The organism is Oleiphilus messinensis (assembly GCF_002162375.1).
GTDB classification, from domain to species: Bacteria; Pseudomonadota; Gammaproteobacteria; order Pseudomonadales; family Oleiphilaceae; genus Oleiphilus; species Oleiphilus messinensis.
The window spans coordinates 261,320-283,312 of sequence record NZ_CP021425.1; the positions used below are offsets into that span (position 1 = coordinate 261,320).

General features: G+C 47.2%; 19 protein-coding genes. 6 read left to right on the forward strand and 13 right to left on the reverse strand.

The window, feature by feature from the left end; genetic code table 11:
• Window positions 1–33 precede the first annotated feature (33 nt).
• Genes OLMES_RS01160 through OLMES_RS01200 form a run of 9 tightly spaced genes read right to left on the reverse strand, consistent with a single transcriptional unit; the run spans window position 34 to window position 10,411 of the window.
• Window positions 34–1,068, reverse strand: coding sequence for a substrate-binding domain-containing protein (locus OLMES_RS01160; protein ID WP_087459561.1), 1,035 nt, complete (start codon window positions 1,066–1,068; stop codon window positions 34–36).
• Between the two features lie 9 nt (window positions 1,069–1,077).
• Entirely contained in the window at window positions 1,078–2,271 is a 1,194-nt protein-coding gene (locus OLMES_RS01165; protein WP_087459562.1) for a hypothetical protein, read from the reverse strand.
• A gap of 2 nt (window positions 2,272–2,273) precedes the next feature.
• Window positions 2,274–5,423, reverse strand: a complete 3,150-nt coding sequence (locus tag OLMES_RS01170) for a TonB-dependent receptor domain-containing protein (RefSeq protein WP_087459563.1) — start codon at window positions 5,421–5,423, stop codon at window positions 2,274–2,276.
• Window positions 5,401–6,558, reverse strand: a complete 1,158-nt coding sequence (locus OLMES_RS01175) for a tetratricopeptide repeat protein (protein ID WP_087459564.1) — start codon at window positions 6,556–6,558, stop codon at window positions 5,401–5,403. Before OLMES_RS01175 ends, OLMES_RS01170 begins: the two co-directional genes overlap by 23 nt.
• Window position 6,559: 1 nt before the next feature.
• Window positions 6,560–7,192: an energy transducer TonB gene (locus OLMES_RS01180; protein ID WP_087459565.1), complete on the reverse strand. Its 633-nt coding sequence runs from the start codon at window positions 7,190–7,192 to the stop codon at window positions 6,560–6,562.
• A gap of 9 nt (window positions 7,193–7,201) precedes the next feature.
• Entirely contained in the window at window positions 7,202–7,609 is a 408-nt protein-coding gene (locus OLMES_RS01185) for an ExbD/TolR family protein (protein ID WP_087459566.1), read from the reverse strand.
• Between the two features lie 42 nt (window positions 7,610–7,651).
• Window positions 7,652–8,263 (reverse strand): MotA/TolQ/ExbB proton channel family protein, encoded by a 612-nt coding sequence (locus tag OLMES_RS01190; RefSeq protein ID WP_087459567.1) that lies wholly within the window; start codon window positions 8,261–8,263, stop codon window positions 7,652–7,654.
• Window positions 8,264–8,282: 19 nt separating this feature from the next.
• Window positions 8,283–9,608 carry a MotA/TolQ/ExbB proton channel family protein gene (locus tag OLMES_RS01195; protein WP_087459568.1) on the reverse strand — a complete coding sequence of 442 codons (1,326 nt, stop codon included), beginning with the start codon at window positions 9,606–9,608 and terminating at the stop codon, window positions 8,283–8,285.
• A 32-nt stretch (window positions 9,609–9,640) separates the two neighbouring features.
• Window positions 9,641–10,411 carry a DUF3450 family protein gene (locus OLMES_RS01200; RefSeq protein WP_157678093.1) on the reverse strand — a complete coding sequence of 257 codons (771 nt, stop codon included), beginning with the start codon at window positions 10,409–10,411 and terminating at the stop codon, window positions 9,641–9,643.
• Window positions 10,412–10,674: 263 nt separating this feature from the next.
• On the opposite strand from OLMES_RS01200, the gene OLMES_RS01205 reads away from it, so the two are divergent.
• The gene (locus OLMES_RS01205) at window positions 10,675–11,064 is read left to right on the forward strand and encodes a GFA family protein (RefSeq protein ID WP_087459570.1); all 390 of its coding nucleotides are present in this window, start codon (window positions 10,675–10,677) and stop codon (window positions 11,062–11,064) included.
• A gap of 12 nt (window positions 11,065–11,076) precedes the next feature.
• Here OLMES_RS01205 and OLMES_RS01210 read toward each other — a convergent pair whose 3' ends face one another.
• Window positions 11,077–11,712 carry a glutaredoxin family protein gene (locus OLMES_RS01210; RefSeq protein ID WP_087459571.1) on the reverse strand — a complete coding sequence of 212 codons (636 nt, stop codon included), beginning with the start codon at window positions 11,710–11,712 and terminating at the stop codon, window positions 11,077–11,079.
• A gap of 1,189 nt (window positions 11,713–12,901) precedes the next feature.
• On the opposite strand from OLMES_RS01210, the gene OLMES_RS01220 reads away from it, so the two are divergent.
• On the forward strand, window positions 12,902–14,365 hold the full coding sequence (locus OLMES_RS01220) for a pentapeptide repeat-containing protein (protein WP_087459573.1): 1,464 nt from the start codon (window positions 12,902–12,904) through the stop codon (window positions 14,363–14,365).
• 317 nt (window positions 14,366–14,682) lie between these two features.
• Here the strand turns inward: OLMES_RS01220 and OLMES_RS01225 are convergent, their stop codons facing one another.
• From OLMES_RS01225 to OLMES_RS01235, 3 genes are all read right to left on the reverse strand, one after another.
• Window positions 14,683–15,177, reverse strand: a complete 495-nt coding sequence (locus tag OLMES_RS01225; RefSeq protein WP_087459574.1) for a hypothetical protein — start codon at window positions 15,175–15,177, stop codon at window positions 14,683–14,685.
• Between the two features lie 550 nt (window positions 15,178–15,727).
• Window positions 15,728–16,528: a hypothetical protein gene (locus OLMES_RS01230; RefSeq protein ID WP_087459575.1), complete on the reverse strand. Its 801-nt coding sequence runs from the start codon at window positions 16,526–16,528 to the stop codon at window positions 15,728–15,730.
• Between the two features lie 393 nt (window positions 16,529–16,921).
• Complete coding sequence (locus tag OLMES_RS01235; protein WP_087459576.1) at window positions 16,922–18,157, reverse strand: glycoside hydrolase family protein; 1,236 nt, start codon at window positions 18,155–18,157, stop codon at window positions 16,922–16,924.
• A gap of 232 nt (window positions 18,158–18,389) precedes the next feature.
• On the opposite strand from OLMES_RS01235, the gene OLMES_RS01240 reads away from it, so the two are divergent.
• From OLMES_RS01240 to OLMES_RS01255, 4 genes are all read left to right on the forward strand, one after another.
• Complete coding sequence (locus OLMES_RS01240; RefSeq protein ID WP_087464279.1) at window positions 18,390–18,602, forward strand: MerR family DNA-binding transcriptional regulator; 213 nt, start codon at window positions 18,390–18,392, stop codon at window positions 18,600–18,602.
• A 21-nt stretch (window positions 18,603–18,623) separates the two neighbouring features.
• On the forward strand, window positions 18,624–20,279 hold the full coding sequence (locus OLMES_RS01245) for an IS200/IS605 family accessory protein TnpB-related protein (protein WP_087459577.1): 1,656 nt from the start codon (window positions 18,624–18,626) through the stop codon (window positions 20,277–20,279).
• 90 nt (window positions 20,280–20,369) lie between these two features.
• Window positions 20,370–20,744, forward strand: a complete 375-nt coding sequence (locus OLMES_RS01250; RefSeq protein ID WP_087459578.1) for a hypothetical protein — start codon at window positions 20,370–20,372, stop codon at window positions 20,742–20,744.
• A 152-nt stretch (window positions 20,745–20,896) separates the two neighbouring features.
• Window positions 20,897–21,985: an acyltransferase family protein gene (locus OLMES_RS01255; protein WP_087459579.1), complete on the forward strand. Its 1,089-nt coding sequence runs from the start codon at window positions 20,897–20,899 to the stop codon at window positions 21,983–21,985.
• Window positions 21,986–21,993 lie beyond the last annotated feature (8 nt).

Here is a 21,993-nt window from a genome sequence, read left to right on the forward strand (position 1 = left end):
TGCAAACCAACACAATATCTCGTGGTGCTGTGCTTAATGCGCCGCAGCTGCTTTTTCAAGCTCATCTTGAGAGACATTGATGTTTTCTGAAACTCGGGTCATGTTCAGCTCTATACTATCGGTATCCATCGGGATCAAACCGATTTCAGTCAACAGGCCGTCCATTCCGATAATGGCTTCATCCATAAACATTGCGACGTATTCTTCCATCGCGGGCAATGTTTCTTTATGGTCGTTTTTGATGTAGAAGAACAAGCTGCGGGAGATTGGGTAGCTTTTGTTGGCAATGTTTGCTGCTGTTGGCGTAACGCTGTCAATATCCACACTTTTGATGGAGTCGGAGTTTTCAGCCAGGAAACTATAGCCGAAGATACCCAAAGCCATTTTGTCCTTGGTTAATTTCTGAACGATCAAGTTGTCATTTTCACCACTTGGTATAAATGCACCATCGGTGCGAATGAAACGATAGCCTTTAAGTCCGGCATCCCGGTAGACTTTCATTTCTTCTGTTTGATATTGCAGTACGATTTCTTCGAATGCGTCACGGGTACCGGAGCTTACCGGTGGTCCATATATTTTGATTTCCCGTTTCGGCAGCTTCGGGTTGATTTCGTTCCAGTATTTGTAGGGGTTGTCGATTAAGCCGTCATTGGTTTTATTTGGTACTTTTTTCGCCACAGCCAGCAACAGTTCAAGCTTGGACAGCGGCATCTCTGCATTGTCCTTGTCCTGGGCAATAACAATACCATCATAGCCAAACATGACTTCAGTGATATTTTTGACACCATTACGGTGACACAAATCCAGCTCTTTGATTTTAATGCGACGGCTGGCATTGGTGATATCCGGTGAATCCATGCTGTTGTCTGAACAGAACAGCTTCATACCGCCACCGGTGCCAGTGGATTCCACGATTGGCGTTGGATATCTGGACACACTGCCAAATTCTTCTGCCACAAAACTGGCAAACGGATAGACGGTAGAACTACCGACGATTCTGATTTGATCTCGTGCCTGACTTTGACAGGCGAAAATCAACATCAATAGAGTGATGAGATACTTGTGCATGATAGCCTCCTATTGCGCTTGCGCGGGTTCAATGCTGAAGCGGGTGTTGCGTTGCGGGTTGTCAAAAAGCGGAAATTTTACTGCCGGTTTGTTCTTCCGTTCCAGGATCAACTGGTTGTTGGTACTGTCATAAGCCATAGACAGCAATTCTCCGGGCAACCCGTTCACACCCTTTACTGCAGCCATGCGAATGGGTTCCATAAAGCCGGTGTATTTGGCGTTCTTTTTAACCACTTTTACGCATTCGTTACCGAAGGTGGTCGTGATGGCGTTAAAGCCGGTGGCACAGTTGCCTTGTTCCGGTGGGCTGCTCTGGAAAAAACTGGAAAAGTCAGCTTTGCGCAATTTGAACTTAACCCGGAGTGCAGACCGGTCGCCGAGCTCAACCAGCTCTGGTTGATCCGTCTGGGTATTTACGACATACAATGTGCCATCCGCCATGCTTTCGGCATTCTTCGCGATAAATGCGTACAAATGGTTGGAATGCAGGGTGTCGAGCATATAAACCGTTTTTTGATCCGGCAGGATGACGATATGGGATGCCGATACCCGTCCCATTGCAAAGTTCTTGATAACTTTTGCTTCACCCTGAGCGTTCAGGACGATGATTTCAGCGGGCCAGCCGTAGTTATACGGGTTAACCAGATCGGGCTTGTTTTTGTAGTAGTATTTGAATTCATCAATAAATGATGCCGGATCTGCCGTGTTCACGAGCGTGGTTTCGCTCACCATTGTGGTTTTCCACGGCGTGATTTGTGGCGCGGAAGGGCGGCTTAAGCCATCGATATCCTCAAGTGGCAATGCTTCAGTGTCGACAGGAAGGGTATTTTCTTTGTCGTAATGAGTAATATAGACACTGCCAATCTCGTGATCGAATATCGAAAGGGCGTGTTTTTGATCACCACTCAGTACCGCCAGTGTTGTAGGTTGCGCCTGATAAAACAGTGATTTTCCCTGATAAGCTAAGGGATCATTTTGAAAATCACGGGCCAGACCAAAGATATGACGGCCAATGATGTTCCCGTTTTCAAGTGCAGGTGCCTTGGTGATGGCGGTTTCGCTTTCGCCCGGTGCAGAGGCCGCAAGCGCTGCAACCGAGCCACAGCCCAAGGCAACCCATAGGACGCTGCTGAGCAATGGTCTTATTGCTTTCGAGCGTGTGCGAGTGCTCGCAACGCTTTGGTGGTATGGCGTGGATATCATATCTAGTACTTCATCGAAAAGGTCAAACTGTATTCCCGCCCAGGCTCGATGCTGGTGGTGGTTTCCTCACCCTGCATTTCTTCGATTTCGCTATCCAGCAGGTTTTTCACTTTGAACGTCAGGGTATAGCCGATACGTTTTTCCTGTTCATCGTAGGTATCGTTCAACCCCCACTTGAGCACAAAATCAAGGCGGTGGAACGGTTGTTCATAAATATCCGGATTACCATTGATGCCCAGGCTGGAGATGCGTTTTCCGTAAACGTTATAAAGCAAAGTCGCGCTGCGACGGGTGAAGAAATTGTCATAACCAAACTGGAAGTTCACCACATACGGAGACTGACCTTGCATCGGGCGATTCTCACTGGTCAGGAACGGGATAAACTGATCGTTTTCGTTTTCCGGTGAGTCTTTATCCAGTTCAATCTCGGATTTGATATAAGCGAAGTTACCGCCCATAAAGAAGTTTTCGAGCTGTTCCCAATAGGGGGAGAGGTTCTTCCGGAACCCGGTTTCGAAACCAAAACTTTCAGCGCTTTTGGCATTGCGGTAGGAGATTTCGATATCCACGTCGGCAACGGTTCGAACAGTTTCGATGGGGTTGGTGAACTTCTTCGCAAACAAGCCGAAGGAGATAAATTCATCAAAGCTCGGGAACCATTCATATTTGATATCAAAGTTGGTGATTTCAGTCGGTTCCAGTTTGTCATAACCGAAAATAATATTGCCGGTGAGCGGGTCTTTGAACCGGTTAGGACTGAACTCCCGGAAATCCGGACGACTCAGCGTCTGGCTGGCTCCGAGGCGCAATTGATGCTCGTCGTCAAAGCGATAGGTCGCCCCGAGGAAGGGTAAAACATCATCGGTTTCCAGCTCTGAGGCTTCCTGCTCAGCGCCCACCTGAAGTGATTGCGTTGATTCTTCCATACGTGCACCGAAATTGATATCGAGGGCATTGATAGGGGAGATCAACTGATTGATGTAATACGCTGTAACCGTTTGTTCCGCAGTATAAAAATCATCAGGTTTGTAAGAGTCCAAGATATCGATAGTACCGTTATCGACATTAACCTGGGTCAGCGCTTCGTCGATCAGGCTGGGATCCCGGGTGTTGGAGTACTTTATTTTGAAGCGTCTGTTGTCCAGCGTTCGCGCTTTCTCATAGTCAAACCAGCCGATTTGGGTATAGTTGTCCCGGCCATTCAAACGAAAGGGCAGTTTCAGGTCGACGCGATAGTTGTCCACTTCATCTTCCAGATCGGAATAGAGGTAAAATAACTTTTTCGCATCCAGCAAAAATTGGTCATTGGCTTCTTTATATTCGTATTCAAAGGTGCCCGGTTCGAGGCGGGTTGCATCCGCGGTTTCGGCACCCCAGCTGATCACCACATCATCGAAGTAGCCATCATGCTTGCTGTCCCAGGATTCTGGCAGGAAGCCTGAAAAGTGATGTTCACCGTTGAATTGGTGGCTGGTCAGTGTCTTTTCCGTGTACTGCAAAAAGGTGCGTTGGCTGATCCGGTCTTCAATCAATTCGTCCTCGACACCCACGTTGTTAACGTCGTCATTCTGATTAAGGCGCAGAAAGGTGTACTTCACTTTCTGCCCATCGAGATTATCCAGGCCAAAGCTGAACAGGCCACCGTACTTCTCGGATAGTTTGGTGACGTTAAAACTGTTGGATTCGGTGTGCAGTATCTCGCCTGAATCCTGATTGAATTCATACTCTTCCTGGGTAATTTCCGAGGAGCCTGCTTCGGTCTTATGGTAAATCGAACCGGCGAAGCCGTATTTCAAGCCGTTACTGGTTTTGAAGCTCTGTCCGGTGGTAATGGAAATGCTCTTGCCGGGTTGCAGCTTTTTCTTGTGTAAACCGTAGTCGCGGTAGTTGACCATGGCAGAGTTCAGCTGTTCTTTCTCTTCCGCCGTCAAGCCTTCTGCCAGTACACGATCCCCGAGTTTCACCTCTTGCGTCAGCACTCCGAAATCCTCACTGAGATCGAGGATAATCTGGGGTAGAGGGCGGTCATTCTCGGTGTTGACCATGACATTTTCTTTGGTGTAGTCATTCATGCTGACACTGAAAGAACCCTGAATAAAGTTATCTTCTTTCGGGATATCCTTACTGTTAATCAACACCGTACCGCCGCCGAATGTGCCGGGCAGGTCACTGGAATAGGTTTTTTGAATATTCATACTCTGGATAACGCCGGTCGGAAAGATATCCAGTGGCACGACCCGCTTGGTCGGCTCAGGAGAGGGGATGTGCAAGCCGTTCAGCAACACCGTACTGTAGCGTTCACCCAGGCCCCGGACGAAAACAAATTTGCCATCGACGATGGTGATGCCGGTTACGCGTTTAAGGGCTCCGGATGCGGATGAGTCGCCGGACTTGCTGAATTGTTCGCTGGAGATCGCATCACCCAGCACATTGCTGTCTTTCAGGTCGGTGAAAGTGGAGGCGAGACTGCCTTCAACAAAGGGCGCGCTCACCACATATTCATCCAGTACGATATCCGCCTGAGTCAGTGTGGCACTTTGATCACTTGTGGCATCCGCACGGATTTCAATATCACGCATGACCTGCATAACATATTTTGGATGAATCAGGGAGACATCGTAGCTGCCTTCGGAAAGCTCCACTTCGGCAACCCCGTTTTCATCGGTGGCGGCGTCAATGCTGTAGCCTTTGAAGAACAGTTTGACCTTGGTGACGGGGGCGTTGCCCTCACTGTCGATGACTTTCAGTCGCAGGGTGCCTTTGGGGCCCGTCTGTTCTTTGACTTCAGCTTGCTCGAAGTCCTGCTGATAGCTTCCCAGCGGCAAATCCAGATCAACCTCTGCGCCACTGTCTGAAGTAAGATCCAGGAAAATCTGGCTCTGCAAATTGTTCAACAGGCTGACTTCGGTCACGGCGAACAGCTCATTGCCTTGATAGTAACCGACCTCATAATGCTCTGCGGGCAAATCAAAATTCGCCAGACCAAAGTCATTGGTATCGATTTGTTGATCACCGACCCGCACGGTAATTTGCGGTTGTGGCACACCATTTTTAAATACGAATATAAACAGATTATCTTCCGCACTGACGCCTGAGGTGAGACTGATCAGGATTACAGTGAGGAGCGCTCTAACGACATTCAATGGGCTCATCCTGACACTTCTCTATTTGCTGAAATAATTGCGAGGCTTGGGTAAACAGTTGGTTATCGTTGATCCGCTGCAGATATTGCTTGGCGGTGTCAAAATTACGGATCATGAAATGGGCATAGCCCAGGGCATAAACAATGTTGTCGTCCTTGAGTAAATCGTAGCGCTTCAGGGACTCTGTTTTGGCCACAAGTGATTCATAGTCTTCCAGTTCGATATCAATACCGAGCCGTTGTTGAAACTTCTCTTTTTGATCTCCGATCCGTCGATTTAACTGCAGAGACCGAATCGGGTCACCGGCCTTGAGGTAGAGTGTCGCGGCACGGTGGGCAAAACGGGGAAACTGGATCGATGCCCAATCCATCACCAGTGCGGCGATCAGGTATTGTTCCTGGTCGATATAGACCTGTCCCAGCATTTCCAATAATTTGTCATCGGCGGGATGTTTGATGACACCTTCTTCGAGTAATACTGCGGCATCCATTAATCGATTGTTTTCCCGCAATGCAAACGCCATGGCGAGATAGTCTTTGGCAGAATAGTTCTGTTTTTGCAGGTAGTGCTGTGCATATTCCAGCGCAGTTTGAAAATAGCCAAGTTCCAGCAGGTAATAAAATTTCTGACTGTAAAAACGGGCATAATCGGGGAAGTGTGCGATGCCTGCATCCAAAGTGGCCCAGGCCTGCTTCATCTGGCCCAGCTGTTTATAGGCCTCGGCTTTTATCGCGAACATCTGCTCGCTGTTGGTTGCAGCCTCTCCCGCTTTGTCCAGAGCTTCAATCACGCCGGTGTAATTCAAATCCTGCCAGTGATTTCGGGCAATGTAGAGATAAATCGACTTTTTGCTTTGCCCCAGCGCGATTGCATGTTCCAGGAAGCGGTTGGATACCAGCGGATAACCCAATTCGTGGTTCATGACACCTTTCAAGGTGTAGTAAGTCACATAGTCAAAATCAGGTTTGCGAATGTCGACCTTTTCAAGAACGGTTTTAGCCCGCTGCACGTAGCCGTCCTGCAACAGTGTCGCACCCAGCTGGACATAGTCTATTTTTTCCTGACCGTTTTGCTCGGCCTGGGCACTCACTGCTGCGATGAGTGCGCTGGCCATAAGAATCGGTTTGATCGGTGGTATTTTCATATTAGTTCAGCTTGAAAACGATTTTTTGAGTGGCCCACACTTTTACTTTCTTCCCGTTGTAGGTTGCGGGCTCAAACTTCCAGCGACGCATAGTGCTGTCGGCCTGGAGGTCGAAAATTTCCACAGGTTTTGAATCGATGACCTCAACGTCTTCGACATTGCCATCTTCATTGATCAGGACGTTCATGGTGACGTAACCACTAATCCCCTGTTTTCGTGCCAATTCGGGGTAGACAATGGGTGAACGTCGCGTGACTTTGGGCGGGGTATCTACGGTACTTTTGTCCATCGCCTGATCGGTGCCACCACCTAATAGATCATTGTCTTTGAACTGTGCGAACCCGCCTTCATCGAATTGGGGGACACCGAAACTCAGGCCCGAACCGGTGAGGGAGTTCCCCAGATTACCCGGTTTGAGTGTGGGTAGCGCTTCATTCGTCTGGGGACGGCGGGGCTCTTTTTTAGGCTTCGGCTTCGGTTTTTCCAGCTGCTTTTTTTTTTCAACTTCAAAATTTACCGCGCGGTTATCCTGTAAGTCCCGTTCAAAGTCGGAATCATTCAGCCCGATAACCAACACGAAAGTGAAGTAGGGCAGTGCCAGTGCGGCGAATACGGCAAGCGTTCGTTTCAACATGGCGTTACTCTAAATTCCTGTTTCCTGCTCAGTCGCGACACCCACATCGGTGGCTCCGGACAGTTTGCTCTGGTCGATCACTTCGAGCACCACTTTCGCAGGTACATTCTCATCGGTGACGACGAGAATGGACTTGTCGGTGCTGGTTCTTAGCATATCGCGCAGTTTGCTCTGCAGGCTGTAGATGCGAACCGGTTGATTGTCCACGTATACATCACCCAATTTATCAATAAAGATCCGGATGGATTTGGTGGAGGCTGCGCTTGCACTTGAGGCGGAGGGGCGATCCAGTTCAAGCTTCATGTCTTTGACGAAGGTGGTTGTGACCATAAAAAAGATCAGCAGAATAAACACCATGTCGATCAAAGGTGAAATATCGATATTGCCTTCGTCTTCGCTTTCGTTTCTATACCGCATCGTATCTATACCACATGGTTTCCATAACACATCGTTGATGTGTTACCGGTTAATTGTTGCTGTGCTATTTGCGCAAACGAGATCGCGAATCTGATCCAGCTCACGGTAAATGTTGCGTTCTTTGCGTTCGATGACTCTGCCCAGCAATAAGCCGGGTATGGATACCGCTAATCCCATTTGCGTGGTGAACAGTGCTTTACTGATGCCGCCCGCAATACCACCGGACTGACTGAACAACGCCATGTCTGCCAGTGAATCAAAGGTTTCGATCATGCCGTCCACCGTGCCCAGCAGGCCCAGTAACGGCGCTACCGCGACCAGTGAGCGCACCAGCTTTTTGTGTCGGGCGATTTCCAGCCGCAGTTCGCTGAATTGTTCCTTCACAATAGACTTGAGCGCTTGGCGATCTTGTATTCTTTCCGCCTGCTGTAGTGCGAAAACCGCAGCGCGGGCGGTAATGGAATTTTCGGTTATCTCCCCTTTTTGACCCTTTCGAACCAACTCACGGGGGGAAAGGCGACCTTTGCGAATGGTTAACAGCCGATAAACAAGGGCATACCACAGAACCACGGAGGTCAGTACCAGGGGCGGCATGACAAAGCCACCCATCTGGACATATTCCATTAAAGTCCCTTGCTCCAGAAAAATATTCATAGCGCGTTATGCTCGGGTATCAGGCGTGAGCGGCCGAAGTTTTGTGTTTATTGATCATGTGCAAAGCCGCACGTTCAAGATCATTCTTGGTTCGGGTACCCCAACTGGTCAGCATGTTGCCAATTAACAGCATCGGTATGGCCACGACCAAACCGTACTTGGTGGTAACCAGTGCTTCGGATATCCCGCTCGACAGCAGTTTTGGATCACCGGTACCGAATTCCGTGATAATGTCAAAGGTGCTGATCATCCCGGTGACCGTCCCCAGCAGTCCCAACAAAGGCGATACCGCTGCAATCACAATAATTGTGGTGGCAAAGCGGTCGATTTTTGCGTTCTCGGACAAAATGGATTCGCTGATGATATCTTCGATATGGTCACGATCCTTGTCGAGATTGCGCAGCGTGGCAGCGATGACGCGACTGGCACTGCTCATATTGCGTTTGCAGATTGCGAGGGCATTTTCAATTGTGCCGGTCTGCAACGTATCACCAATTTTGCGTGTGATACCCTGAATATTGGCGCTGAACATGGCCAGCAATATGACGCGCACAATCGCCAGAAGTGCACCGAAAGCACCGAGACCCAGAATAATCATGCCGATCAGTCCACCGGCATCGACTTCTTTCATAAAGGTTTTTTCTTCCTGCTTTTCGATGGCTTTTATCGGGCTTTCAAACAGAAATATAGAAAGCGATTCGGGCTGGGTATTCTCAGAAAGTGCCTGTGCGCTGGATAAGGTGCTGGCATCCCAAATCTTGAAGTTGCCTTCGCCTGCCGGGGCCAACGCGCCTGCTGCGTTATCGGATACACCGTAGCGAGCAATTCGGCCAATGGTGTAAATGGTGCCGGACTCATGTTTCCCGTTTTCTGCGAAAAACTCGCCGGCTTGCTGCTGAACGGTACCATCCTTGCGAATAACTTCTGCAGCAGCGGTAATCGCGGCGTTGAGTTGCTGATCTGTGGGGGCAGATTCATCCAGATCCTGATCTAGTTTGCTCAAGCTTTCTTTCGCTTGAATCAAAGTGGTATCTAGTATCAGGCTGTCGTTTTCATTGAAATCAACATCCCGGGATGCGTCGGCGATCAGGCGGTTGGTGCGATCAACTTGATTTTGTTGGCCGAGGTACTGACTTTGCAGTTGATCAATTTCACCTTTGATCTTTCGCAATACCGATTGCTGTGACGTCTTTAATTCCGTCAGCCGGTTTTGCAGCGCCTTTTTCTCCGCAACCAGATAGGCGTATTCTTTTTGGTAAGCTTTTTCCAGTTCATCAGCCTGGCCGCGGGGCGAGACACTGAGAACAGAAACCGAAACAATGAGGAGAAGCAGTAAATTATGCATGTTAACTCTTTCGTCTGTTAACGGGTAAGTGATTAACTTTGTGGAATAAAGTTAGGTACTGTGAACAGGCCGTTGTGAATGTTTTTGTTGAACGCGTCGAACAATCCATCCAGATCGATAACCTGTTGTTTATCCGTAACCGCCTGCTTCACCCAGTTGCCCTGTTGTTGCTTGAGAACGCCATAACCATCGTCCTGGCTCTTGTAGAACATGGCGACTTTGCCGATTCGCAACACTTTAACCAGTTTTGCTTCACCGTTGACTTCCAGGGATTCATTGTAGATTCCGGAACTCCGGCCCAGAATGAGCTCGTCTTCAATGTAAGCCCAAAGCTGATTGGCAGCTTTGTTTGGTGAAATCAAATTCGTTTGCAAACGATGTTTGATGTCATCCAGTGCCTGTAAACGCTCGCTCAATTTGAAAGGCAAAGAGCCTTCTACGATTGTGCGGAGTTGCGCAATGGCGTCTTCCAGTACGGGGGTTACATTGTCAAACGCTTCAAATTTCTCGGCGTTCTTTTCCTTGAGTATCCCAAGTTCTCGTTGCAGTTCTTTTAAATTGAGCTCGGAACGATTAATTTTGACTTCCAAATCACTTTTCTGATTGGAGTAGGAGCGGAGCTGGTCATTGAAGCGACTCTTTTCGAAACGAATGTCGTCATGCAGCTTGGCGATGTCCTGGCGGATCTCCACGAGCTCCTGAGAAATATTCTCTAACGAGGCCAAGTCAGCATCTGCCCCAAAGGCACTGCCTGATAAAACCCCGGCTGATAATAAGACTGAACCTAGATATTTAGCTTTCACTTTTCTGCTCTCGGTGGTGATCAGAGTCGGCAACCTACCGAAAGAATGTTGCAGTCGTATTTCAGAAATATGATGTTATTGTCATATAAGTGAAACGAAATTGCCTTCTGCCAATAGGGTTATCCTGTCTGGCCCGTGGCACGGGTGCTTGCTAAAATTCAAGTGTTTTTTAACGCAGTCTAAAAAATGACTTCGTTATCAGAAAAACTAAAAAAGTCTCAGGACGTTCGGCTCAGATCACCGCCTTAAGGGGAGAATTCGTGATGATTACAGGTAGTTGTTTATGCGGGAAGATAACTTACGAGATAAGCGGTGGCATGGGCGATATTGTGCACTGTCACTGCCAAACCTGTCGTAAAGCCCACGGCGCGGCATTTTCCAGTGTCGCATCAGTTCAGGATCAACATTTCAGGTTATCAGGCGCGGATCAGTTGTCGTTTTTCGAATCGTCCCCGGGTAAAACACGATACTTCTGCAAGCACTGTGGTACCCAGATTTATGCCAAGCGGGAAAACACCGAGCACATTATATTGCGCTTGGGGTCTTTGGATTCCAACCCCGAAGTGCAAGCTCGATCTCATATCTGGCTCTCTCAGAAAGCGGCTTGGTATGATCCGGCGGAGCGCCTTCCGGGGTATGATGAGTTTGAATAAACTCAGAGCAAACTAAATGTTTTCGACGATTTGATCCATTATCCGGTCCAGCTTGCCCTGAATCCGCTTGTAGCCTACATAGACCGTTGGATAACCGGCAATCTGCATGGTCTCGATGATGGCCTTTCGGTCGCTCGCTTTTTCCACATCGAGCTCATAATAGTCGATGTTTTTCGCTTCCAAGGTTTCTCTGAGCTTCTTACAGTAAGGGCACCAACTGGCACCGTAAATATATACTTTGGCTTGCCCATCACTGTAAAAGTGATTCTCCATATACTGCTTTTCCTGCCGGGTCAGGTACTCATCACCAAATGATTGTGCCAGTTTGGAGGCGATATCCGAGCGGAAAAAACCGTTACTGGTTTGGTTACCAATAGCGTAGAAAGGCAGTGTTTTACCGCCCATTTCAGACCATAGTGATTGAACCTCTTCACCATCATCCAATTTGTAATGTGTATACTCCGCTGCCCGGTTCTCAAGATCCGACACCGCATCATTACAGGGCTTACCGCACTGGTTAAACGTAAAAAGCCAAATCTCCGGTGTATTCGAAGCACTGAACGCCCCCGCATTATTGGACGTCAATCCACCATTTTTGTACCAGAGCGCAACGCCGATCAATGCTACGATCATGAGTAGTTTTTTCATAGTGTTCTATTTCCCTGATAATGCGTTTAAAACTAGCCGATACGGGCGAATTTGCTACCGGGTTTCCTGCAAAGCAGCAATCTCTTACATGAATTGCAGAGATATCTCACACGGTAGTGTCTAAAAATTCGGGTTCCAGTTTGTTATTCAGGGCGATACCATGGCATCACAGGTATCAGGAAGCCAGCGTAGGGTGTTATTTACCAGTCCGTTGCAGTTACATTAGATGCGAATAATGAGCGGGTGGAATTTTCGGGCACGCTGGGTGGCGCGAAGTCGAGCATTTCATTTAAATGTTGTGAGCAGGGTATAAAATTTAAAAGGGACAAGTATGGACAAGGTTGTTTGTGAAGATTGTGGAAAAAGTTGTATACCCAGATTATGGAATTACAGTCCGTTTCTAGGTGGCATATATTTCATACCAGTAAGGCATTTAAAAACGCAACATTTATGCGCGTTTTGCGGGATTTGTATGTATGAAACTGGTGGTGAAATTACTTTTATAGCAAAACTTATATTGTTGTATGTTCTTATACCATTACCACTAATGTATTTGATAGATGACCACAATTTCCCAACGTGGGCTTATATTCTTTATGTATTAATAGTAACCGTGATTGCATTTGCAGCTAAAATTAAAGAAATGATCAAAAGGTTCACCTAATCGGGTAGCCGGAGGTATCTAGCCTCCAGCCCCCACAACACCTTGCATGCCCGCGTGGTGTTGTGGGGCGTTTCACTCAGGGTCGTGAAGCCCCGTTCAACCATCATGCAGAACATAATGACCCTCAGATTTAAGAGATTTCAACGATTGAGCCTGTTGAATTCCAGGGGGGGCGTAGAGCTGCGCCATGGGTCTTTACTGGCAATCCCACAAGTGACTGAGACTTGCAGTTTGGCAATGCCTGTCCAATCGAGCGACGATGCGGTAGTAAGGCGTATCGGTTACCGATACTAGGCGATTTCCGGGTAAATTCATGGCAAAATTCTTTTTGCTATTGGGCGATAAGCGAGTTTGCAGATATGCTGAACGAACTATACTGTCAGTCCGCAAGAGTTGAGATTGTGATGGGCATATCTGTCCTCGATGTTGCGACATAGCTTTGCGAGTAATCTGATCCACCATGGAAAAGACGTTCGCCTTATACAACGACTGTTAGGTCAACTAAAAACGTAAAAGGAAGACATGATGGGGAGGACGTTACGGGGCCAGGAAGCCTTCAACCTTTTTCAACAGGGCAAAGAAGCGTGGAACTGCTTTATTGATGAACAGGACGTGACGAAAGTCGATTTTAGGGGAGTGACGTTTTCGAGGGCTTTGGAATTGAAGGTGCTATCGATCAGCTTCAGGGGGTTTGTGTTCCCGGAAGTACGTTTTGAAACTCTGAACTTCGATAGTCTTAGCACGATTGACTTCAGTGAGGCTATTTTCAGGGGGAACGCTTATTTTAGCGGGGTGATGTTTCCTGTCGGTAAACTTTTGTTTAGCGGAGCGTGTTTTAAGCAGGCTGCAGTCTTTAGTCTATCGAGTTTTCAAGGCGGTGCAGATTTTTCTGAAGCTGAGATTGAAATAGGAGTATTTGACAAAACGAAATGGCTTCGAGAAGGAGATGTCTCATTTAACGGTGCAAGAGTCGGTGGATTAAATTTTACGGATTCAGAAGGTATCGCGCGTATCGAGTTCTATTTCGGCTTTCGAAGTTGCAATTCAGGCATAGACTTTTCAAACTCCACTTTCCATGAGATTCAGATTCAAGTCCCGACCCCTGTGTTAATCGACCATTTGCGATTTGATTGTGTGAAAGTTCATCAGGAATGTGTGCTGAATAATCTTACTGCACTTCATATCAGTATGAGAAATTGCGATTTCAATGGGAACTTTATGCTCGGTGATCTCGTGGTCAAGAGACTGGACTGCGCCGGGTCAAAATTCGAAAGAAATGCAGATTTTCACAATATCGCTGTAAAAACCTATATCGATTTCAACGGCTGTAGCTTTTCGCACCCAGTGGCAATCGACGGTATTCGCCTTGGGGATCCCATCGGTTGGGGCGAGTTCGGCACTCAATCCGCACTGAGTCAATCCCTATCCAGTATCAAAAAGCGCTTTTTTATGGAGGAAACTGAGCCTCATAACGAAATTGAACTTGCTGAGATTGCTGAGTATGCCCGATCTTATCGACGCTTAAAGCAGCTTGCTGCGGAATCCGATAACCATAGCTTGGAACTGGATATGTTCGCCCTGGAGTTGAAGGCCTCCAGGTGGTTAAAAGCAGAATGGTGGGCACGTATTCCCTATGATCTCTATGCGTTATTCAGTGACTATGGACGTAGTTTACTCCGACCGGTTGTGGGGTTGTTTATCTTTTGGATCTTATTCTCCCTCGTTTATATGGGGTGTGCGGCCAGCAGTTCGCGGTCGGATTTCATGGGGCAATGGAGTGCCGGCCTGTTGTTATCGCTGGCACAATCCGTCCCGTTTCTGACCTGGCATCGCACGGCAAAATCGGAAGCGCTGGCGGTACTTTATCCGGCGGCAGGTGGGTTTGATGTGCCCTGGATTGTACATCTCGCGGCGGTCTCCCAGTCGATTCTGGCCGTCATCTTCATTTTTCTGCTGGGTCTGGGGATCCGGAATCGATTCCGGATATAGAGATGGGCATGCCTGTCTTTGATGTTTCGCAGCGCTACGCCTTTCAAAGGTTTTAGGTCGCAATCCAGAAAGCTGGCTCATTATGCAAGACAGCTACGATTTATGGCTTGCCAAGAAGTCTGTAAATCTTGGCAAGCTTCATAAGTTGGATTTCGGAGCCGTAGTATAACAAAACAATGCACTGGAGCCTGCTACGGCACAACGTGGACAGGCATAAAATCGTATCAAATTTTAAACTTACAAGTGCAAAAATCGGTAAACTGCAAATGCAATGTGATGGGCATGCCTGTCCTTGATGTTTCGCAAGTCCCGTGGCATTACTCAGTTTTGCAGTAAGATTTAATTTTTTGGTAGGCGGCAGACATACCCGAGAGATCCCAAACTCGGGTGATCGGATTGTCGTTATCATTATAGGTGCGAAGCGCGAAGGTGCTTGAAGATAGTAATTCCTTTAGAAAAGCCTTTTCAGCGTCGGGGCTATTTGGATACATGAGACCCGTACGCGATCTTGACGTTTGCCAGAATTTAGAGACTGGTGCATTCTTATCGAGCCGATAATCAACCTCTGCGCCTTCAAATTCACTAATATAGTCATTCATGCCAAAATATATAATCAGTTCTTCGCCTTCGCAATAAACGGTCAAAATCGAGCCCCAGTCACCATCGACTTCAATAAAGGCATTGTCTTCATCAGTAATTGGGTCGCTGCTAATCTGATATCTCCACCCCTCAACTTCCCCCGAATCCTCTACCGCGAACACTGCGGCTGAAGTGGAGAGTAAAGCCGTTAGCAGCAATTGTTTAATCTTCATGATTTTAATCCTTGTCTTATCCATGTATGCGGAACACCCGCGTCATGATTGTAGCACGGCTTAGTTAGTTGCATTTTTAGGTAGTGATTGGCACAACGTGGACAGGCACATCCATGTGCTTTCGTAGTTAATGTTAGGCGCAGCAGCTGTTGATTGCGGTCAAAAAAGTGATAGAAATGAGAAATCTGGAGGGTTGGAAGCTATCTGCGAAGCATGTGAAATATCGAGCTGTTCCCGCGTCATGATTGTAGCACGGCTTAGTTAGTTGCATTTTTAGGTAGTGATTGGCACAACGTGGACAGGCACATCCATGTGCTTTCGTAGTTAATGTTAGGCGCAGCAGCTGTTGATTGCGGTCAAAAAAGTGATAGAAATGAGAAATCTGGAGGGTTGGAAGCTATCTGCGAAGCATGTGAAATATCGAGCTGTTAGGCGACTGCTAGTTACTTAGTATCATCAAATCGCGTATTCCGGCAAGTGAACACCTGATCTCCCCCGCATTGGGTTTTCAACGTGATAGGCATGCCTGTCCTTGATGTTTCACTGTCAATCATTCACTTCTGAGCTGCCATTCTTTTTTAGATTCATTGAATCGAAATAATAAGCGCCCCAACACTTCATCTTGACCAGAATAAACCTCAGAAACAATGACGATAATCTTTTTAACATCACAGCTCATCAATTTTTCTGCTAATACATCTGCAAGCAGATAACCGACTTCATCTTTTACCTCATTAGTTTGATCTAAAAGTCTATGAAATGTTTTGTATCGAACACTGTAGTGATCATCAATACACTCTTCCCTTTCTAAAAAAACTGCGTACTTATTTTCTAAAAAATATACGTTATCTCTATTTTCTTCACCCATGATTTGAGCCATTGGAGATTTCAACATCCTCCAAAGCTCTTTACTCCTCGAAGCATCACCCGTAACACCAATTGAAAATGAAAATGCTAATTTTTGATTTTCCACTGTTATTGTCTTCACCAATATAGCTCCATGACCAATTTTGGAAAACTCACATTGGAACTTGAACTCCCGCTCTGCAGTAATCTCTTGAGTTGAGGATACCAATACAATTGCTGCAAAATTATCTTCATCCGTTTGCCTGCAATTTGTTACATTCCCAAAATACGTGAAAACTATATCAAGCTCCCTTTGCAAACGAACTTTATTAACAACACCAGAAATTTGATCAAAGTAAAACTGGTTTGCAAGACTAACGATATCTCTTTGATAAATAGCTTCTTTAAACCGTGTTAATTCAAATTCACTTGACACAGTCTCTGCGGAGAAAGAGACGATGAATATACTAAACAGTAAAATCTGGAGAGTAATAACCTGCGACACTCAAAAATCCTCCTATATCTATCAGTGAACATTGTTACAATGAGAATCCAGAGGGTGGCCTCATCTCGCCACACATCCCGCACACATCCCGCACACATCCCGCACACATCCCAGACAGGCATAACTGAAAACTCGATCAAATTATAAACTCAAATATTTAAGAACCGGTATTCTGCACATGCGATATCGAGGACTCATCCAATCGGATGGTTAAACGTGGAGAACTTCGGGCTCTCCGTGAGGAGATAGTCAAAGCCTTTCCTATCTTGATCGGCGAGAGATAGAAAGGGGGTTTCGATTGGAGAGCTTAGGCCGTGATTGTCCAGGGTTTTCATTGAGGGTTTTCGAAATCACGAGATAGATTGAGTGCATAGTGCAGTGTTAGAAAGTGCCTCAATCGGTAAACCGGTAATACAACAACCATTCCGAAGATGAGTGCTTGAGGATTGATGGGTCTTGTACGCCCGGGGCGGTGGCTTGGAGTTCGTTCCAGGTCAGGCCGTTGTCGATGCTGACTCGAACTTCCAGGCCGGTGAGTTCTGCGTTGTACAGGCGTATTTCGTTGTTGTCTGATTGATAGTTGAGTTCCGGTATGCCGGGGGGGAAGTCCGCGATGATTTCATAGGACTCGTCATCGGTACTGTTGGCAATGTAAGTGCGAGACTCGTCTGTGAACGTGAGTAGCCAGGAACCATCATTCAGGTGAATGCCACTGGGGTTGAGTGCCCCGGTTTGTGCGATAATCTGTGTGGCGCTGGAGAAATGAATTCCGTCTGTGGATGTTGCGTAGTAGATGCCTTCATTTTCTGACCCACTTGCCGAGACTAAAGGATTGAAAAACAGCTGGTAACCCCCGTCCGATAAACGCAGTACATCCGGATCTACTGCTTGCGTATCGACTTGGCCATTGATTCTGACACAATTGAACGGCGTGACAGTGCCATCGTCGCTGACTTGTGCGATGAAAATAGCGTGCTGGCCCGGTGAGCCGTTGACATAGTAAATCCAGGTTTTGTCATCCGGCCCGATGACGGCATCCGGTGCGGAAGCGTGTTCCAGCAGGACAGACTGGTCGCCACTGAAGTTCAATCCGTCTGTGGAAGTGGCTACAGCGAGCAGATGGTCATATGGACCCGGAGAAATAGGCGTCTCATCCGTGGCAGACGGACAACTGGCATCGATTGTGTTCTCTGGATCATCCAGCGGTGTCTCGATGGCTTGCGGATTCATGCTTAGTGACTGGGTACCAAGTTGTGCTTGATTCAAACCGGTGAGCGTCAAGGTAGCTGATCCGTCCGAGAAGATTACCTGAACTGACTGGTTCAGCCCGAGGAATTGGGCGTTGACCAGATTATCGCGATAAATCGAGATAATGGTGCCAGTGACCGAGAATTGATAACTCGCAAGCGGTTCCGTCAGCTCGAGTATTTCGATGTTACCGTCCAACTGGACATACGAAGTATTGGCAATTGAGACCTTTTCTGTACCAGCTGCGCCAAACACCAAAGCTTCCGAGTTAACATTTAAACTGCCGTTTTCGGGAATAAAGAGGTTGGCAGCGGTACAGGGCTGGGAAAGCGTCGCCCACAAAAGAATAACTGTAGCGAACTGGTTTGAATTCAGAATCATGATTACCCTGCCTTCGTGGCTGAAAAACGGGTGGTCTTTTTGTGATCTTTCTTGAGTATATGCAGTGTCACTCGAGCCATCAAGTGAGGGGGGCGAATGCCTTATTTCTGCAGTACTCGCTAGACGGATGGCAGATTCACGGGGCTTTAACAGTTAACGAAATACTTGACTAAACCTACTCATACACAGTAACTTGTACAGTATTATTTTCTCATGGATGGAGGTGATGATTATGGCTGAATTTCTATCGATTGGCGCTGCCGCTTTTCTGCTGGGTGTGGCTGTTTCCACCCTTCGTCGCTGGGAAAAAGAATCACGATTTTTCTCAGATTTCCGTACGCCTGGTGGCCATCGTCGTTACGCGCTTGAGAAACTTTTAGCCCTTTGTGGTCGGTCCACTGCTGATGAGCAACGCCGAACGATCTGTTATGCACGCGTCTCTTAAAAATCAACGAGCCATCGCCTAATGGATACGCCAACGAAAACACTCACCTTTGAAACCCGGCTTGATTTGATTCATGAGCAGGATTCGGCATTGTGCCACTATGCCAAGTTGTGGAATCAAGTGAAGTTTCGTTGGTTTGCTAACTTACAAAAGCCTAAAGCCCAGCAATTGAGTCGTACCCAGTTTATGCATGAAATGGGGATGCCGTTCAGCTATCGGGTATTTCAAGGCGTACGGCAAAGCATTAAAGGCTTAATCCAGTCTTACCAAACCAATCGAAACAACCGACTGGTGACGCTGGACGTTAAAATCAAACAGCTGGAGAAGACGCTCAACAAGCTAAATAAGCGCTGTGATCATGTTGCAGAGAAAGGCTGCCCGCAACAGGCGAAACAACTTCGCAACAGGTTACGACAGAAGGAAGTTAAACTGCGTCGTTGGCAGCGAAAGCAGGCCGCCTTGGTGGCCGAAAAACAGGAAAACAAAACACCGATTTGTTTCGGCGGTCGAAAGCTGCTGAAAGAGCGACAAACACTAAAATCCAATGAAGGGATCAGGGATTGGCAATGTCGCTGGCACGAAGCGCGCCACCGTGAATTTCTATTAGTGGGTTCTCATGATGAATCCTGGGGCTGTCAAAATGCCCAGCTATCGCCCAGTGCGCAAGAAGATGCTTACCAGCTAAAACTCTTGGTGCCCCATCAATTACGCGCCACGTTCGGCACGACCATTAACATTGATCGCCTGCAATTCAAGCATGGTAAGGCGATGATTGCCCAAGCCGTTTGGCAAAATCAGGTTAAAAAGCACGATAAATCAATCAAAGGGCAATCCCTGAGTTTTCGATTTAAGCGAGACAAAAAGGGTTGGCGGTTACTCGTTAGCGTGGAAGTGGCAGGACCAACAGAGCAAGCAGAGTGGATCGATGCTGATCAAGGTGTCATTGGTGTGGATGTCAACCCGGATCACTTAGCGGTCGTCGAGCTGGATCGAAACGGTAACCCACTGCAACACCGAACGTTTGACTTACCGTTACACTATAAGAATGATGCTCAACGGGCAGCTATTATTGGGGATGCCGTACGCGACCTGATGGACTTTGCCGCACAGCAAAGTAAAGCAGTGGTGATTGAAAAGCTGGATTTTCAGCAGAAAAAACGGCAATACCAAAAGCAGGATCACCCTCAGTATGCCCGCATGTTGAATGCCTTTGCTTACGGCAAGATCAAGGACTTGATTGAAACGCAAAGCATTAAACGCGGCATACGCCTTTATCACGTCAATCCGGCTTATACCTCATTATTGGGGCGGATGAAATATCGCGATCGACACGGTTTCTCAGATCACCATGCCGCCGCATTAGTGATTGGTCGTCGGCATTATGGCTTTAAAGAAAAGCCGCCAAAACAACTCATTGGTATTAACGCGAAGGGTACCGTTAAGACCGAGCATCCGCCTGTAAGGATGGCGCTCGGGGATTATCAGTATTACCACAAACTTCAGCGTTGGTACCAACCACTCGAAAAATCATTAGATTTTCTGAGTGGCTGGCGTCACTTTCGTCGTGTGAATCGGGTTAGTTACTCCGTTGAGGCTCGCCTTGATGGTAGACCGGGCATGAGTCCCGACTTGATTCAGGAAAGCACTACCTTGCTTTCCGCGCACCCTGCGCTGTAGGGATAAGCTCGTTTAAACCATGAGTAGGTTTAAGCAGGTTTATGAAAACGGTATTGTAGGCCTCAAAAATTCAAGAAGGACAAGTCGTGTATGTTGAATGGAATAACGCTGAATCAAGCACAGATTATTTTAATCTGTATCACAGTATCGATGGTTTTGAGTGCGATTGCCGATGTGGTCTGGCCTCAGGCAAGTCGTGAAATTGGTTTCGGTCACTCGTTGCTCATGACTGTGTTGATCTTCCTATGGGTAAAAGCCCATGTGCGCATTGAGAATATACGAGAGCCCCGTGGTTCTGCGTTTATTGCTGCGTTGTTTGCGCCGATTGGCATACCTGTTTATTTTGTGCGGGGATTCGGCTGGCAACGTGGCATGCTTGCTTCGTTGAAAGCATTGGCTTTTTTAGTCGTGTTGTTCTTGCTCTATCTGATGGTTTGGTATTTGGGTGAAAACGTATTTCTCTAAGTTGCAAAACCGTAAGACCGTCCACAGGTCTTGATTATTATTGAAAATTCAGCTCAACAATGGATAAACCCCTGCCACCATTCAATCTGTAAAGAACGTGGTATATCATTGCCGGCTTTACTTGCCTCAGCCAATCGGAACATCACAGTCTTATGAAGTCTTCCAACCTCCCGTATGAGCCTAAACTGGATCATTTGCGCTTCCTTGCCGCTTTAATCGTATTTTTATTTCATGTTTACCATTTCTATTATCTGAAATGGCACGCCCATGAAGAAAATGCCTGGATGGGGTTGATTATTGAAGGGCATACAGGGGTCAGTCTGTTTTTCGTGCTGTCCGGATTTATCTTCATGCAGATCGCGTTGCGAAGTAACGAAATTAACTACCGACAATTCATGGCCAACCGATTTTTGCGGATTGCGCCCCTGTTTCTGGTGATATTCTTCGTTGCGATTTCCGTCGGTCGGGATGACTTCAAGGGCTACTATATTTTTTATACGCTGTTTTCGAATATTGGTGAGGCACCGACATCGGGCAGTTTTATCACGGGAGCGGCCTGGACCATTTCCGTTGAGTTTACGTTTTACATGATCTTTCCGTTTATTGCCCGATTCTTCAAAGAAGCCGGATTGATCTACGTGGTGCGCTTGTTCGCGATATTATTTCTGATCAAGTTTTCGAGTTACTACGTTTCGGAGCGCTCCACCCATATGCTGTACTCAACGCTGATCGGTCGTCTGGATCAGTTTGTCTTGGGTATGGTGTTCGCCTATGTCCTGTTCCATTATCGTGATTTATTGTACCGGTTCCGGTACGTGCTGTTTCCTATAGCCATTCTTGCCGTATACGCTAACAGCTTTATTCAGGCGAAGTACTTCAGTTTTTTCCATGAGAATCCCAAGCAGCTCTTCTGGGTAACCTGGTCGTTTCAGGAAGCGCTGGCATGGGGATTTTTTGTCATCGGTTACATGCTGTTGCCCCTTAAAATACCTGCCTTGTTGAACCAGTTTATGACCCGAGTCGGTGAGGTCAGTTATTCGTTTTATCTGTTACATGGCATGGTTATATTCCTGGTATTCAATACCCTGGGGCCGATTAATCTGTTTGCGATTGACCAGATCAATGCGTTGGTTAATGCATTTGTGCTGTTCCTGCTGGTCTGGTTTGTGTCGCATTTGAGTTATCAAACCATTGAGAAACCGTTCCTGGGCATGCGTAAGCGGTATGTCCAGACGAAGTAGGGATAATT

What these genes read in the sequence shown, in the direction of transcription:
- OLMES_RS01160 (WP_087459561.1), bottom strand. Translation starts at nt 1,068, where the DNA reads ATGCACAAGTATCTCATCACTCTATTGATGTTGATTTTCGCCTGTCAA.
- OLMES_RS01165 (WP_087459562.1), bottom strand. Translation starts at nt 2,271, where the DNA reads ATGATATCCACGCCATACCACCAAAGCGTTGCGAGCACTCGCACACGC.
- OLMES_RS01170 (WP_087459563.1), bottom strand. Translation starts at nt 5,423, where the DNA reads ATGAGCCCATTGAATGTCGTTAGAGCGCTCCTCACTGTAATCCTGATC.
- OLMES_RS01175 (WP_087459564.1), bottom strand. Translation starts at nt 6,558, where the DNA reads ATGAAAATACCACCGATCAAACCGATTCTTATGGCCAGCGCACTCATC.
- OLMES_RS01180 (WP_087459565.1), bottom strand. Translation starts at nt 7,192, where the DNA reads ATGTTGAAACGAACGCTTGCCGTATTCGCCGCACTGGCACTGCCCTAC.
- OLMES_RS01185 (WP_087459566.1), bottom strand. Translation starts at nt 7,609, where the DNA reads ATGCGGTATAGAAACGAAAGCGAAGACGAAGGCAATATCGATATTTCA.
- OLMES_RS01190 (WP_087459567.1), bottom strand. Translation starts at nt 8,263, where the DNA reads ATGAATATTTTTCTGGAGCAAGGGACTTTAATGGAATATGTCCAGATG.
- OLMES_RS01195 (WP_087459568.1), bottom strand. Translation starts at nt 9,608, where the DNA reads ATGCATAATTTACTGCTTCTCCTCATTGTTTCGGTTTCTGTTCTCAGT.
- OLMES_RS01205 (WP_087459570.1), top strand. Translation starts at nt 10,675, where the DNA reads ATGATTACAGGTAGTTGTTTATGCGGGAAGATAACTTACGAGATAAGC.
- OLMES_RS01210 (WP_087459571.1), bottom strand. Translation starts at nt 11,712, where the DNA reads ATGAAAAAACTACTCATGATCGTAGCATTGATCGGCGTTGCGCTCTGG.
- OLMES_RS01220 (WP_087459573.1), top strand. Translation starts at nt 12,902, where the DNA reads ATGGGGAGGACGTTACGGGGCCAGGAAGCCTTCAACCTTTTTCAACAG.
- OLMES_RS01225 (WP_087459574.1), bottom strand. Translation starts at nt 15,177, where the DNA reads ATGAAGATTAAACAATTGCTGCTAACGGCTTTACTCTCCACTTCAGCC.
- OLMES_RS01235 (WP_087459576.1), bottom strand. Translation starts at nt 18,157, where the DNA reads ATGATTCTGAATTCAAACCAGTTCGCTACAGTTATTCTTTTGTGGGCG.
- OLMES_RS01240 (WP_087464279.1), top strand. Translation starts at nt 18,390, where the DNA reads ATGGCTGAATTTCTATCGATTGGCGCTGCCGCTTTTCTGCTGGGTGTG.
- OLMES_RS01245 (WP_087459577.1), top strand. Translation starts at nt 18,624, where the DNA reads ATGGATACGCCAACGAAAACACTCACCTTTGAAACCCGGCTTGATTTG.
- OLMES_RS01250 (WP_087459578.1), top strand. Translation starts at nt 20,370, where the DNA reads ATGTTGAATGGAATAACGCTGAATCAAGCACAGATTATTTTAATCTGT.
- OLMES_RS01255 (WP_087459579.1), top strand. Translation starts at nt 20,897, where the DNA reads ATGAAGTCTTCCAACCTCCCGTATGAGCCTAAACTGGATCATTTGCGC.